Source organism: Streptomyces sp. CNH287 (assembly GCF_000424825.1).
The window spans coordinates 270,594-284,388 of sequence record NZ_AUKQ01000004.1 but is presented as its reverse complement, the minus strand read 5'-3'; the positions used below and the strand labels follow the sequence as shown (position 1 = coordinate 284,388).

General features: G+C 74.3%; 11 protein-coding genes. 4 read left to right on the top strand and 7 right to left on the bottom strand.

Annotated features, from left to right (window positions below):
- Nucleotides 1–10: 10 nt before the first annotated feature.
- Nucleotides 11–1,561, bottom strand: coding sequence for an FAD-dependent oxidoreductase (locus H299_RS0104205; RefSeq protein ID WP_027747391.1), 1,551 nt, complete (start codon nucleotides 1,559–1,561; stop codon nucleotides 11–13).
- 278 nt (nucleotides 1,562–1,839) lie between these two features.
- On the opposite strand from H299_RS0104205, the gene H299_RS39850 reads away from it, so the two are divergent.
- Both H299_RS39850 and H299_RS0104195 read left to right on the top strand, forming a co-directional pair.
- A complete protein-coding gene (locus H299_RS39850; RefSeq protein ID WP_027747390.1) occupies nucleotides 1,840–2,718 on the top strand; it encodes a DUF6227 family protein in 879 nt (292 codons plus the stop codon).
- Nucleotides 2,719–2,889: 171 nt separating this feature from the next.
- The gene (locus tag H299_RS0104195; protein WP_027747389.1) at nucleotides 2,890–4,266 is read left to right on the top strand and encodes a transglycosylase family protein; all 1,377 of its coding nucleotides are present in this window, start codon (nucleotides 2,890–2,892) and stop codon (nucleotides 4,264–4,266) included.
- Here H299_RS0104195 and H299_RS0104190 read toward each other — a convergent pair.
- From H299_RS0104190 to H299_RS0104165, 6 genes are all read right to left on the bottom strand, one after another.
- Complete coding sequence (locus tag H299_RS0104190) at nucleotides 4,236–4,607, bottom strand: DUF6343 family protein (RefSeq protein WP_027747388.1); 372 nt, start codon at nucleotides 4,605–4,607, stop codon at nucleotides 4,236–4,238. The genes H299_RS0104195 and H299_RS0104190 overlap by 31 nt on opposite strands.
- A gap of 104 nt (nucleotides 4,608–4,711) precedes the next feature.
- Nucleotides 4,712–5,455, bottom strand: a complete 744-nt coding sequence (locus H299_RS32085; RefSeq protein WP_051262169.1) for an ATP-binding cassette domain-containing protein — start codon at nucleotides 5,453–5,455, stop codon at nucleotides 4,712–4,714.
- A gap of 62 nt (nucleotides 5,456–5,517) precedes the next feature.
- On the bottom strand, nucleotides 5,518–6,474 hold the full coding sequence (locus H299_RS32080; RefSeq protein ID WP_078512497.1) for an ABC transporter ATP-binding protein: 957 nt from the start codon (nucleotides 6,472–6,474) through the stop codon (nucleotides 5,518–5,520).
- An 86-nt stretch (nucleotides 6,475–6,560) separates the two neighbouring features.
- Nucleotides 6,561–7,487 carry an ABC transporter permease gene (locus H299_RS0104175; RefSeq protein ID WP_027747387.1) on the bottom strand — a complete coding sequence of 309 codons (927 nt, stop codon included), beginning with the start codon at nucleotides 7,485–7,487 and terminating at the stop codon, nucleotides 6,561–6,563.
- 4 nt (nucleotides 7,488–7,491) lie between these two features.
- The gene (locus H299_RS0104170) at nucleotides 7,492–8,460 is read right to left on the bottom strand and encodes an ABC transporter permease (RefSeq protein ID WP_027747386.1); all 969 of its coding nucleotides are present in this window, start codon (nucleotides 8,458–8,460) and stop codon (nucleotides 7,492–7,494) included.
- Nucleotides 8,461–8,543: 83 nt separating this feature from the next.
- On the bottom strand, nucleotides 8,544–10,139 hold the full coding sequence (locus tag H299_RS0104165) for an ABC transporter substrate-binding protein (RefSeq protein WP_037757686.1): 1,596 nt from the start codon (nucleotides 10,137–10,139) through the stop codon (nucleotides 8,544–8,546).
- Between the two features lie 573 nt (nucleotides 10,140–10,712).
- Here H299_RS0104165 and H299_RS0104160 point away from each other — a divergent pair.
- A complete protein-coding gene (locus tag H299_RS0104160; RefSeq protein ID WP_027747384.1) occupies nucleotides 10,713–11,546 on the top strand; it encodes an SAM-dependent methyltransferase in 834 nt (277 codons plus the stop codon).
- Nucleotides 11,543–13,744: a GGDEF and EAL domain-containing protein gene (locus H299_RS32075; RefSeq protein ID WP_051262168.1), complete on the top strand. Its 2,202-nt coding sequence runs from the start codon at nucleotides 11,543–11,545 to the stop codon at nucleotides 13,742–13,744. The genes H299_RS0104160 and H299_RS32075 overlap by 4 nt, the downstream gene beginning before the upstream one ends.
- The last annotated feature ends 51 nt before the right edge of the window (nucleotides 13,745–13,795 follow it).

Here is a 13,795-nt window from a genome sequence, read left to right as displayed (position 1 = left end):
CACGCCCGCGTCACCCGGTCAGATCATCACGGGATTCCAGCGGCCGGGTGGCGGGCCCCTGGATCACCGTGCCGTCCACCGCGAAGCGCGACCCGTGGCACGGGCACTCCCACGCACCCTCCGCGTCGTTGAAGCGGACCAGGCAGCCCAGATGCGTGCAGCGCGCCGACAGCGCCCGCACCTCCCCCTCGGCGGTCCGGTGGACCGCGCAGCGCCGGCCCCTTATCCGCACGATCGCGCCCGCGCCCGGCGCGATCTCCTCGGGCGAGTCGACGTAGGAGGAGCTGAGGCGGTCGCCGAGGAAGTGCCGGGCGACCGTCGACTGGCGCCGCAGCAGCGCCGGGGTCTCCCTCGGCCGCAGTCGGACCGGGTCGTAGAGGCCGGCCCACGCGGGCAGCCGGGCGCCGGTGATGTGCGCGGCCAGCAGCCGCCCGGCCAGGACGCCGCTGCTCATGCCCCAGCCGCCGAAGCCGGTGGCCACGTAAGTGTGCTGCGCGGCGGGGTGGAAGCGGCCGATGTAGGGGAGCAGGTCGGTGGTCTCGTTGTCCTGGGTGGCCCAGCGGTGCACGAGCCGCGCGGCGGGGAAGTGCTCGTAGGTCCAGGCCGCCAGGCGCTCGTAGCGCGCGTTGACCGAGCCGATGCCGGCCGTGCCGGGGATGAACTTCTCCCCCGTGACCACCAGCAGCCGCTCGCCGCCGGGCGGACCGTAGGGCGCGGTGTGCACGGAGCGGGTGTGCCGCTCCGGGGTGAGGTACATGCCGCCGGGGTCGTCGCGCGGCGGCAGCGTCGCCGCGATCACCAGCTCGCGGCGGGGGGTGAGCCGGGAGAACATCAGCGCCCGGTCGAAGACGGGGTAGTGCGTGGCCACCACCACGTCGCGGGCCGCCACGACCGCGCCGTTCTCCGCGGTGACCCGGCACGGCTCGCCCTGCTCCAGGCCCACCACACGGGTGCGCTCGTGGATGAGGCCGCCGCTCCGCCGCAGATCGCGCGCCAGCGCCAGCAGGTACCGGCGTGGGTGGAACTGGATCTGACCCTCCAGGCGTACGGCGCCGCGCACCGGGAAGGGCAGCCCGCTCCCGGTCACGTACAAGGCGGGGAGCCCCGCCTCGCGGGCCGCCGCCGCCTCGGCCCGCATCGGGTCCTCGTGTTCCGGGGACTCCACGAAGGTGTACGAGGGGCGACGCTCCATCTCCCGCCCCACGCCCAGCAGTCCGGCCACCGCCACGGCGTGCTCCACCGCGTCCAGCTGCGAACGGGCGTACAGCCGCGCCCCGTCCGCGCCGTGTGTACCACGCAGCGGCGCGTAGACGAAGCCGTGCAGCGCGGAGAGCTTCCCGGCGGTGTGGCCCGTCACCCCGGCGGCGATCCGGTCGGACTCCAGTACCGCGACGGCCTGTCCGGCGCGAGCCAGCTCCCAGGCGACGGACAGCCCGGCGATCCCGGCACCGACGACCACGGTGTCCACCTCCGTCACGCTGTCGGGGGCGAGCGGCGGGTGGGGATCGCCGGTGGCGGAGAGCATCCAGTACGACTCGTAGCCCAGGGGCAGTGTGGTCACGGCGGCCCTCTCCTCACGTCGCCAGGCGTCAGAAGCCGCGCCCGTCGGCCCGCTTCCGACCGGCCACGTGCGAGGACGCGGCCCCAGCTGTGATGCCCGCCAGGGGGCGGCTCACGCGTCACCGGCGGTCGGGCCGACCGCCCTACCGGCAGGGCAAGCTCCGCCTCCGCGGCCCGAGTTCCGCCGAAAGCCCACGCGCACCGCATCCGGAGCGCTACCGTGAGTGCTCGCGGGGGTGGATCGAAGGCCGGGCAGGGCCGGGGCCGGGAGGAATCCGCATGGGCGAGGCAGTGGACGCGACACCGTCGCAGCATCTGCGGATGCTGCTCGCCCGCGCGCAGAACCCGTTCGACGTCGCGGACTTCACCCTCGCCCTGCTGGGCGAGGCCGTGCTGTGCCACGTCGAACTCCAGGGCTGGCACCACCGCAACGCCCCACCGCCGGCGGCGCGTTGCAGCACCTACCGGCACGTCTTCCTGCTGGCCGACGGGCACTCGGTGTCGCTGTGGGAGCTGCGGCTGGAGAGCGGCGGCGACGACGGCCCGCCGTGGTACGAGATCTACGACCGCGAGGAGCCGCTCCGGCTCGCCCGGCGCCGGGCGCATCCCGCGCTGGACGGCGCCGACTCGGGCGGCACGGGCGGCACGGGCGGCGCCGGCGGCACCGGCGCGGGCGGCGCGCACCGCGCCGACGGGTCCGGCACCGGCACCGCCTCCGGCGAGGGCCCCTCCGGTGCGCACGGCCCGGACCCAGCGCTCCCCGGGCGCGGCTTCGTCGACTTCCTGGCCGCCGCGGGCCAGGCCGCCCGGGCCCGCGACTACCACCAGGGCGACTCCCCCGACCACGCCCGGCGGCTGATGCGCCGCGCCGAGAACTCCGACCGGCCCGGCGAGGAGACCCTGCGGCTGCTCTCCACCGCGTGCGGGCACGAGATCGTGCACGTGCCCAAGCCGCACGCGTGCGCGCCGCCGTTCCAGGTGTGGTGCTCGGTCTACGAGCACGCGTTCCTGCTCGCGGACGGCACCGAGATGAGCCTGTACGAGCTGGAGCACAATCTCTCCAGCACCGGACGGCTGGTGTGCGAGGTCTACCTGGAGGAGACGGGCGCCGACCAGGCGGCCCGCCGCCGCGCACGGGACCGGGGCATAGACCTGTGACCCGCGCACCACGTCGCGAGGGGGCGCACGGCACCGGCCGCCCGTGCCCCCGAGCGGGCCTTGTGGGCGGGTTTGACCGCCCCGTAGTGTTTGGCCTGCTCGCCAACTCCCCCGCCTGGGGAGCCCCGTTGCCGCAGCACGACGCCGTACGGGCGTAGGGAGGACATGTCTGTGCCTGCACGAGGACGTCATCGCCGCTACAAGCCGAGTTCCGTCACCCGCGCCTCCCTGACGGTGACCGCCGGAGGCGCGGGCCTGGCCCTGCCTCTGGTGGGAGCGGGTGTCGCACAGGCGGCACCGGAGGACACCTGGGACAAGGTCGCGGAGTGCGAGAGCACCAGCAGATGGGCGGTGAACACCGGGAACGGCTACTTCGGCGGCCTCCAGTTCACCCAGAGCACCTGGGAGGCGTTCGGCGGCACGCAGTACGCGCCCCGGGCCGATCAGGCCACCAAGGCCGAACAGATAGCGATCGCGGAGAAGGTGCTCGACGGCCAGGGCCCCGGCGCCTGGCCGAACTGCGGGCCCCAGGCCGGTCTGAGCCGCGACGCTCCGGCGGCGCCGGCCCCGAAGCCCGATCCGCGCCCCGCGTCGGCGGGCACCGCGAAGGCGGAGCGGTCCGCCGCGGGGGACGACTCCGGCCGGGCGGCCGAGCCGGACGCGGCGGCCAAGGCCGCGCGCGCCGAGCAGGCCAGGGCGGAGCGGCAGAAGAAGGCCACGACGTACGAGGTCGTCGGCGGCGACACGCTCTTCTCCATCTCCCAGGACCAGGACGTCAACGGCGGCTGGCAGTCGCTGTACGAGCGCAACCGCGACACCGTCGGCGGCGACCCCGACCTGATCCACCCGGGCGACCGGCTCCGGCTGACGGGCCCGGCCGTCGCACCGCGCCCGGAGGTGCGGCCCGAGCAACCGGCACGCAAGCAGGCCGCGCCGAAGCAGGCCGCGCCCAAGCAAGCCGCACCCAAGCAGGAGGCTCCGAAGCAGGCCGCACCCAAGCAGGCCGCACCCAAGCAGCAGGCCCAGCCGAAGGCGCCGCCCAAGGCCGCGCCCAAGCCGCAGCCCGCGCCCAAGCAGGAGGCCAAGCCGAAACCGAAGCCCAGACCCGCGCCGAAGCAGGAGTCCAAGCAGGTCTCCTCCGCCAAGGCCAGCGCCCCGGTCAGCGGCGTCAGCCCGAGCACCGCGTACCGCGCATCGGGCGCCAGCTGGTCGTCCGGCTACCACACGGGCGTCGACTTCCCCGTCTCCACAGGCACGACCGTCAAGGCCGTGAGCAACGCGACGGTGGTCTCGGCGGGCTGGGCGGGGAGCTACGGCTATCAGGTGGTGCTGCGGCACAACGACGGCAAGTACAGCCAGTACGCCCACCTCTCGGCGATCTCCGTGCGCGCCGGCCAGGCCGTCAACTCCGGCCAGCGGCTGGGCCGTTCGGGCACCACCGGGAACTCCTCGGGCCCGCATCTGCACTTCGAGGTGCGCACAGGCCCCGGATACGGCACGGACATCGACCCGCTCGCCTACCTCCGGGGGCGCGGCGTCGGCATCTGAGGAGCCGGCCGCTCGCGCCGCCGCCGGCGCACCACGACCACGAGGTCGACCAGGGCGAAGAGCGCGAGTGCCGCGCACGTCACCGTCAGCAGCCGCAGCGACCCCTCACTCGGAGCGTCCGAGGGGCCGCTGCGGCTCATCCAGTACCAGAAGGCGCCGGTGGCGGCGACGAACAGCGGCAGGAAGATCACCGAGAGCAGATAGCGCACCCGCAGCGCGCTGCGGGCGGTGACCGGCTCGGTACCGGTGCGCTCCCAGCGTCGCCCGATGACCCCGGAGCGCGACCTCGGTACGGGCTCCGGCGGTGCCGTGCGCGGGCGTTTCGGGCTGCGGTGCGGCATGGGTGTCACCACCTTCCGACGGCCGGTCCCGCCGCGCTCCGCGGCGGGCCCCGCCTCCAGTGTCCGCCCGCCGCGCCAAAGAGGGCCAGGCCGACGGCGCGCGGTCAGCTCCCGCCCGGTGCCGCCGCGCCGTGCTCCGCTTCCCCGCCGTGCTCCGCTGCCGCGCCGTGCTCCACCGTCCGGTCGCACCAGCGCTCCAGCAGCGTCCGGTCATGGCCGACCGCCAGCAGCGCCGCGCCGCTCTCCGCGCGGTACTCCTCCACCACCGCGACCAGCGCGGCCGTGGTGGAGGCGTCCAGCATCGCGGTCATCTCGTCGCACACCAGCAGCCGGGGCCGCAGCGCCAGCGCGCGCGCCAGACAGGCGCGCTGCAACTGGCCGTCGCTGACCTCGTGCGGGCGCCGGGCGAGCAGCTCGGCGTCCAGGCCGACCGAGCGCGCCAGCACGGCGCACCGCTCCGCCGCCTCGGCGCCGCGCCCGTTGGCGCGCAGCGGCTCGGCGATCAGGCGGCTCAGCGTCAGCCGCGGATCGGCGGCCTGCCGCGGCTGCTGGAAGACGACGCCGACGCGGATGCGCTGCGCGCGCGGCGCACGGTGCCGCCAGCCGCGCGCGGGCTCCCCGTCGAGCAGCACGCTGCCCGCCCAGGGCTCGTGCAGCAGCGCGGCCACGCGCGCCAGCGTGGACTTGCCGCAGCCGCTCGGTCCGAGCAGCGCCACGGCCTCGCCGGACTCGACGGTCAGCGTCGCGTCCGCCAGGACGGGGGCGCGGCGGTCGTAACCCGCGGTGATGCCGCGCAGCTCGAGCGCGGGGGATGCGGGGGATGCGGGCGCGTCCGACGGCTGGAGCACGGCGGCGGGCCCGGACGCGGGCGGCGCCCCGGACTCGGCCGCGGACCGTGCTTCGGGGCCGGTCACCGCTTCTCCCCCGGCGCCGCTGCCACCGGCAGCCGTACGGCCGCACCCGGCGCCCCGGCGGCCGGTGGCAGCGGGAAGTGGCAGGCGGTGCCGTCCGTCAACTCGGGTATCCGCGCGCAGGCGTCCGCCGCGTGGTCGCAGCGGGCCGCGAACGCGCAGCCCTCGGGCAGTGCGCCCAGTTCCGGCGGCATGCCGGGGATGGGGCGGAAGTCCCGCTCCGGGAGGGCGGCCAGCAGCCCGTGCGCGTACGGGTGGCGGGGGCCCGGCTCCCCGAAGAACTCGTTCGCCGGGGCGAGTTCGACCACCCGGCCCGCGTACATCACCGCCACCCGGTCGGCGATCCGCTCGGCCGCCGCCAGGTCGTGGGTGATCATCAGCAGGCCCCGGCCGTCGTCGGCGTGCCGGCGCAGTTCGGCGACGGTGTGCTCGATCAGGTCGCGGTCGAGGCCCGTCGTCGGTTCGTCGGCGATCAGCAGCGGCGCGTCCCCGACCAGCGCGAGCGCCGTCGCCGCGCGCTGGGCCAGGCCGCCGGAGAGCTGGTGCGGGTAGCGCTCCAGGTGGTCCGCCGGGAAGGCGGCGCGCTCGGCGGCGGCGAGTACGGCGGCGTCCAGCTCGCGGCGGGGCGTGCCGGTCAGCTCGTGGACGGTCTCCGCCAGCTGCGACCGCACCGTCCGTACCGGCGACAGGTGCGCGGCGGGGCTCTGTGGGACGAGGCCGAGCCGCCGCCCGCGTACGGTGCCCGCCATCGTGCGCTCGTCCGCCTCGACCAGGTCGAGCCCGTCGGCGAGCCGTGCGCCGCCGCGCAGCTGGGCGTTGCCGGGCAGCAGGCCCAGCAGCGCGGAGGCCAGCACGGACTTTCCGCAGCCGCTCTCGCCGACCAGCGCGAGGCACTCCCCCGCGGCCAGGTCGAAGGAGACGTCGGTGACGGCGTTGACGTGTCGGCCGCCGCGCATGCGGAAGCGCACGGACAGACCGGTCACGGACAGCAGCGTGTCCGGGGGCGGCAGCGTGTCCGGGGGCGGCAGCGTGCTCGGGGGGTTCACAGCATCAGCTCCGATCGGCGCCGCGGGTTGATCCGCTCCCGCCAGGCACCCGCGAGACCCGCGATGGCCAGGGTGGGGATGATGATGAAGAGGCCGGGGAAGAGGGTGGGCCACCAGTCGCCCGCGAGCAGCGACCCGCGCGCCGCCTCGGTGAGCCCGCCCAGGCTGGCGAGGTGGGCGGGCAGTCCGAGCCCGAGGAAGGACAGCGCCGACTCGTGCCAGATCGCGTGCGGCACCATCAGCACGGCGGCCAGCAGGGCCTGCGGCAGCACTCCCGGCACCAGGTGGCGCAGCGCGACGCGGGTGCGCGAGGCCCCGCCGGAGATGGCCGCGTCGACGTAGGGGCGGGAGCGCAGCGAGAGGACCTCGGCCCGGACGATCCGGGCGGTGGACAGCCAGTGGGTGAGTCCGACCGAGAGCACCACCGGCCAGACGCCGGGCCGGAACATCGCCACGATGAAGATGCCGAGCATCAGGTGCGGCACCGAGGAGAAGACGTCCACCAGCCGCATCATCAGCCGGTCGGCCCGGCCGCCCAGCGCCCCGGCGGCGGCACCGACCGCGGTGCCCAGCACGCTCGCGACCAGCGCCGCGACGATCCCGACCAGCAGCGAGACGCGCAGCCCGTAGACGCAGCGCAGCAGCAGGTCGCGGCCGAGGCTGTCGGTGCCGAAGGGGTGCTCCCAGGAGGGCGGTTGGAGCTTGGCGGTCAGGTCGACGGCCTGCTGGTCCAGCGGGAAGAGCGGCGGCACGAGCAGTACGGCCAGCACGACGGCGGCCAGCAGCACGGCGCTGACGCGTACGCGCAGGGTGCGGGCGGTCCGGCCGGTGCCGCGGGCGGAGCCGGCCGTACGGGCGGCCGTCCAGCCGCCGGGCCCGGTGCGCCGGGCCTTCTCCACCGGGGACGGTTCTTGGCGAGCCATCGGGTCACATCTCCTCGAAGGCGACCCGGGGGTCGGCCAGCCCGTAGAGCAGGTCGGCGAGCAGGTTCCCGGCCAGCACCGCGAGGGTGGCGAGCACCGTGAGCGCGGCCAGCAGGGGGAAGTCGGCCGCGGTCGCGGCCTCGACGGTGGCGGAGGCGATGCCCGGCCAGGAGAAGACGGTCTCCACCAGCAGCGCGCCGGTGATCAGTTCGGGGACGCGGGAGCCGATCAGGGTCAGTACGGGGAGCAGGCCGGAGCGCAGCGCGTGCCCGAGCAGCACGGTGCGCCCGCGCAGGCCGCGCGCCCTGGCGCCGCGTACGGGGTCCTCCTCCAGCGCGTCCGCGACGCCCTGGCGGACGTACAGCGCGAACCACGGCAGCTGGGAGAGCGCGAGGACGGCGGCGGGCAGCACCAGGTGGTTCAGCAGCGCACCGGCGGTCACGGTGTCGCTGCCGGTGTCGGAGAGCCCGCCCGCCGGGAAGATCCCCAGTTGCAGGGCGAAGAGCCACACCGCCAGCAGGCCCGTCCAGAACGGCGGCGCGGCCTGGAGCAGGTAGGACAGGCCGGTGACGCAGCGGTCCAACAGGCCGCCCCGGCGGTGGGCGGCGGCCACGCCCAGCCCGGTGCCCAGCACGACGGCGAGCACGAAGGCGACCGCGCACAGCAGCACGGACCAGCCGATGCGCTCGCCGATCACCTCGGCGACGGGCTGCCGCAGGGCGTGCGAGTCGCCGAGGTCGCCGGTCAGGGCGTGGGTCAGCCACTGCCACCACTGCCGCACGAACGAGCCGTCGGCGCCCAGGTTCTCCCGCAGCTCGTCCAGCGTCTCCTGGGACGCGCTGCGCCCGGCCGTCCCCGCGTACTGGGCCACCGGGTCGAAGGGCGAGGCGGCGGCCAGCGCGAACACGCCGAAGGTCACCGCGAGCAGCACGGGTACCGCGGCCAGCAGCCTGCGGCCGGCCAGCCGGGCCATGGCCCTGCGGCGTCCGGCGCCGGGCGCGGCCGTCCCCGTCCCCTTCGAGGCGGGGACGGGGACGGCCGTGCGCTGCGGTGCGCTCACTTCTTCGGCTGCCAGTCCTCGACGTTCCACCAGGGCCCGTGGCTCAGACCGTGGTCGTGCGGCTCGACCTGCGTGCTGACGCCCGTCCAGCGGTCGGACATGACGTAGAGGTGGTCGATGTGGGTGAGGAAGGTGTAGCCCGGGTCCTTGGCCAGCTCCTCCTGGACGGTGGCGTACGCCTTCTCGCGCGCGCCCTTGTCGTCGCTCTCGCGCGCCTTCTCCAGGGCTGTGTCGACCTTGGGGTTGTCGTAGGCGGCCATGTTGTTGTAGCCGTCCAGCGCGAGCGTGGAGTGCAGCAGGGTGTAGAGGTCGAAGTCGGGGTCCGCGGGGCTGCCGCCGCCCGCCAGGACCGCGTCCTTCTTCATCCGCGGATCGATGACCTCCCAGCTGCCGGACTCGACGGTGATGTCGATGCCCGCCTTCTTGGCGTCGGTGGCGTAGGCCAGGGCGTGCTCCTGGCGGAGCCGGTCGCCCGCCGGGTAGAGCAGGTTGAACGCCGCGCGCTGCCCGTCCTTGGCCCGTACGCCGCCCTTGCCGCTCTTCCAGCCCGCCTCGTCGAGGATGCGCCGCGCACCGTCGAGGTCGTGCTCGCGTTCGGTGCCCTGGGCGAACCAGGGGCTGTCCGCGGGCACCGGTCCGTAGGCCGCCTTCCCGGCGCCCTCCAGGATCGACTTGACCATGGCCTCGCGGTCGACGGCCAGGTCCAGGGCGCGGCGGATCGCGGAGTCGCCGGTGACCTTGTTGGCCGTCGGGAGGGTGACGGCGCGGTAGTCGGCGCTCTTCGCGGCCAGCGTCCGCTTGTCCGAGTCGCCCTTGAACGTCTTGGCGAGGTTGGGCGGCAGGACGGCGGCGTCGAGGTCGCCCGCGCGCAGCCTGGTGGCGCGCACGTCGTCGTCGTTGATGATTGCCATGGTGAACTTCTTCACCTTGGGCGCGCCGCCCCAGTAGCCGGGGTTGGCCTTGAAGCTGAGCTTCTCGCCCTTGCTCCAGCCGGAGACGAGGTAGGGGCCGGTGCCGACGGGCTTGGTGTTGTACGAGCCGGTGTTGACGTCCTGTCCGCCTGCGGCCTTCTTGGAGGCGATGGGGAGCACGGTGCGCTCGGCGAAGGCGGCGTAGGGGTACTTGAGCGTGAAGACGACGCCCCGCTCGCCCTTGGCCTCGACGCTCTTGATCGCGTCGAGTTCGCCGCGGCTGGGGTTGTTGGTCTTCTCGTCGAGCACGGTCCGGTAGGTGAAGACGACGTCGTCCGCGCTGAACGGGGTGCCGTCGCTGAACTCCACGCCCTTGCGCAGGGTGTAGGTGTACGTCTTGCCGTCGGCGCTCACCTCGGGCAGCCGCACGGCGAGCGCGGGCTTGAGGTTCATGTCGGTGTCGTGCCGCAGCAGCCCGTCGAAGATCTTCGAGTTGCCGTCCTTGCCGTAGCCCAGCAGCGGGCTGAGCGTGTCCGGCTCCTGGGCTATGCCGACGGTCAGCGTGTCCGTGGCGGCGCCACCGTCGTCGGCACTCGGGTCCGAGCAGGCCGCGGTGCCGACGAGCAGCGCGGAGGCCGTCGCTGCGGCGGCCACCGTGCGTACGGTGCGGGCCGTCTTCATGGCACTCCTTGTCCCCATACTCACTGGTACTGAAGATAAAACGTTATTGCGAACAGCTCGCAATTAAACACCATGTCCCGCCGTCGCGGCGGGGCCGGTTTCCGGCGCCCGGTCGGCTCGCGGCGCTTGGCCGGGATGCCGGGCGCACACGCGGGGGCGTACGCGCCGATCCTCGTACCGGCGCTTCCCGGTCTGTTCACCGGCCCTTCATCCGATGTGTGCACATGCGCACGGCATGTACCGCGACGGGATGCCCGCGCGGGCGGCCCGGCACCGGCGGTCCGCCGACCGTCCGCAGGCGTCGCCGCCCGGGCGGCACCCGGGAGCCGTCGGCCCTGCCCCGAGGGGGGGTGGGACGCCGGTGCGCACCGGCGCGGCGCGAGTGCGGCACGGCGCGGAGGGTAGAACGGAGACAGGCCCTCCGTATCGCACAGAGTTTCCCTTCCCAAGGGTCGGAGGCCTGAACTTCGTGACAAGATCCAGCCGTTGAGTCGTTGTTTCCGCACCCCCGCCGCCGTGGGGTCAGTAACCTCGGTCCCGACCGGCAAGCCGATGACAAAGCTGGAGACCTTGATGGAACGTCCCGCCTGGGCCCCACAGGGCATAGATCTGACTGTCCCGAGCGTGTCCCGCATGTACGACTACTACCTCGGCGGATCGCACAACTTCGAGGTGGACAGGGCTGCCGCGCGGAAGGCGATCGAGGGCTGGCCGGGGGTTCCCAAGATCGCACAGGCGAATCGTGCCTTCATGCGCCGCGCGGTCGGCTACGCGGTGGGACAGGGCGTGACGCAGTTCCTGGACATCGGCTCCGGCATCCCCACCTTCGGCAGCTCGCACGAGGTCGCCACCAGGCTGGCCCCCGACGCCCGCGTCCTCTACGTCGACAGCGACCCGGTGGCGGTCGCGCACAGCCGCGCCGTGCTCCAGGGCTCGAAGCAGGCAGCCGTCGTCTCGGCGGACTTCCGCGCCCCGCAGGACGTGCTGCACAGCCCCGAGGCCGCCGAGGTCCTCGACTTCGAACGGCCCGTCGCCCTGCTGCTGGTCGCCCTGCTGCACTTCATCGGCGACGAGGACGACCCGCTGAAGACCGTCGGGGAGTTCCGGGACGTGCTCGCGCCCGGCAGCGTCCTGGTCATCAGCCACGCCAGCACGGAGAACGAGGCCCGCAGGCCGGCCCGCGGCGACGAGATCATGGACGTCTACCGCAGCATCGGCTCCCCGCTGTCGCTGCGCGGCCGCGACGAACTGCGGCGCTTCTTCGACGGGTTCGAGATCCTCGACCCCGGCCTGGTCCCCATGCCCCGCTGGCGTCCCGAGACTCCGCCCGAGCAGGAGGACCCGGTGGTCTTCACGGGCCTGTGCGGCGTGGGCGTCAAGCCCGCCCGGGCCGGGCACCCCGGGTGAAGCGCGCGCCGGACGCACCGAGGTCGGCCGAGACGGACGGCCTCCGCCGCTTCGCGACCATCTGGAGCCGCGCGGTCTATCCGGCGACGGCCACCTCCATGACGCGTACCGAGTTCGAGGAGTACCTCCTGCCGCTGGCCGGGCGCCTCAGCGACGCGCTGCACGGCCACCCCTTCTCCCCCGCCGTCGGGGTCGAGGTCGGCGAGGCCCTGGTCGCCGGGCACTGCACCGATCCGGCCTCGCTGCCGCACATCCTCGGGGTCGTCGAGTCCTACCTCGTCCTCTACAGCACCGCAGGCGCGTCGCTGCCGGTCGACGAGTGCCGCGCCCGCTGCGCCCGGCTCCAGCACGCCATCGCGGCGGGCTTCTCCCGCTCCCTGCGCGAGCGCACCCGGTCCGAGCAGGAGTCGCTCTCACGGGCCGCGCTGGCCGCGCAGACGGCGGTCGAGGAGGCGCTGCACACCAGCGAGACGCGGTTCCGCGCGGTCTTCGACGACGCCACGATCGGCATAGGCATCGCGGACATGGACGGGCGCATCCGCGACGTCAACGAGGCGATGGCCCGGATGTTCGGCCGCTCCCAGGAGGAGCTGCGGCGGCGCACCGTCAACGACTGGGTGCACCCCGGCGACGCCCCCGACCTGTGGCGCATGCACCGGGACCTGGTGCGCGGCGACCGCGACCACTTCCGGGTCGAGAAGCCCTACCCGCGGCCGGACGGCACCGTCCTGTGGACCAACCTCACCTTCTCGCTGCTGCGCGGCGCCGAGGGCGAGCCGCGCTACCAGCTCGCGCTGATGGAGGACATCACCGAGCGGCGGCTGCTGCATCTGCGGCTGCGCTACGAGGCCACCCACGACGAGCTGACCGGCCTGCCCAACCGCACCCTGTTCACGGAGCGGCTGGAGCGGGTCCTCGCCTCCGGGGAGCACTCGCGCCGGTTCGGCCTCTGCTACCTCGACATCGACGGCTTCAAGGCCGTCAACGACAGCCTGGGGCACGCCGTCGGCGACCAGTTGCTCATCTCGGTCGCCGAACGGCTCCAGTCCTGCGCGACCTCGCCCAGCCACCTGGTGGCACGGATCGGCGGCGACGAGTTCGTGGCGCTGATCACCGACCCGTCCGGCCGCGACGAGGTGACCGAGCTGGCCCGCCAGGCCCTGGCGGCCCTGGCCACCCCGATCACCATCGACGGCCGGGAGCTGTCCGTACGGGCCAGCATCGGCATCGTCGAGGGCCCCAGCGGCGAGCTGGGCCCGGCCGAGGTGATGCGCAGCGCCGACATCACCATGTACCGCGCGAAGGACGGCGGCGGGAACCGCTACGAGCTGGCCGACCCCGACTCGGACGCCCGCGCGATAGACCGGCACAGCCTGACCACCCGGCTCCCGGGCGCCCTGGAGCGGGACGAGTTCTTCCTCGAGTACCAGCCGCTGATCCGGATGAGCGACGGCCGGGTGGACGGCGCCGAGGCGCTGGTGCGCTGGCACCACCCGGTGCACGGGCGGCTGGGCCCCGACCGCTTCATCCCGCTCGCCGAGCACACCGGCCTGATCGTGCCGCTGGGCCGCTGGGTGCTGGAGCAGGCGGTACGGCAGGCGTGCACGTGGGAGCACCAGCTGGCGGCGGCCGGGGTGGAGCAGGACCGCGACCAGCCGCTGCGGGTCAACGTCAACCTCTCGCCGCGCCAGCTGCACCACCCCGATCTGGTGCCCGACACGGTCGCGGTGCTGGAGGCGGCCGGGGTGGCGCCGTCCACGCTGTGCCTGGAGGTCACCGAGAGCGCGCTGATAGGCGCGGACGAGGACGAGTTGAAGCCGCTGCGCCAGCTCGCGGAGATGGGCGTGGAGATCGCGCTCGACGACTTCGGCACCGGGTACTCCAACCTGGCCAACCTGCGCCGCCTGCCGGCCACCACGCTCAAGCTGGACCGCTCCTTCACCCAGGGCCTCCAGCGGCACCCGGCGGACCCGGTGGACGTCACGTTCGTGGGCGGCATCGTGTCGCTGGCGCACGCGCTGGGGCTGCGGGTGACGGTGGAGGGCGTGGAGACGGAGGCGCAGGCGCAGCAGCTGCGGGAGCTGGGCTGCGACACGGCGCAGGGCTGGTACTACGCGCGGCCTTCCTCGCCGAGCGAGATCAACGCCTGCTGGTCCAAGGGCATCCTGGGCGCTCCCGGGAGCACGCCGCCGGGCTGAGGCCCGCCCGGGTGGCCGCGGGCCGGGCAGGCGGCCGGCACCCGCCCCCGG

Excerpts from the sequence above, each read along its gene's own strand:
- H299_RS32080 (WP_078512497.1), bottom strand. The coding sequence starts at position 6,474 with ATGCGCGGCGGCCGACACGTCAACGCCGTCACCGACGTCTCCTTCGAC.
- H299_RS0104170 (WP_027747386.1), bottom strand. The coding sequence starts at position 8,460 with ATGGCCCGGCTGGCCGGCCGCAGGCTGCTGGCCGCGGTACCCGTGCTG.
- H299_RS0104160 (WP_027747384.1), top strand. The coding sequence starts at position 10,713 with ATGGAACGTCCCGCCTGGGCCCCACAGGGCATAGATCTGACTGTCCCG.
- H299_RS0104175 (WP_027747387.1), bottom strand. The coding sequence starts at position 7,487 with ATGGCTCGCCAAGAACCGTCCCCGGTGGAGAAGGCCCGGCGCACCGGG.
- H299_RS0104165 (WP_037757686.1), bottom strand. The coding sequence starts at position 10,139 with ATGAAGACGGCCCGCACCGTACGCACGGTGGCCGCCGCAGCGACGGCC.
- H299_RS39850 (WP_027747390.1), top strand. The coding sequence starts at position 1,840 with ATGGGCGAGGCAGTGGACGCGACACCGTCGCAGCATCTGCGGATGCTG.
- H299_RS0104190 (WP_027747388.1), bottom strand. The coding sequence starts at position 4,607 with ATGCCGCACCGCAGCCCGAAACGCCCGCGCACGGCACCGCCGGAGCCC.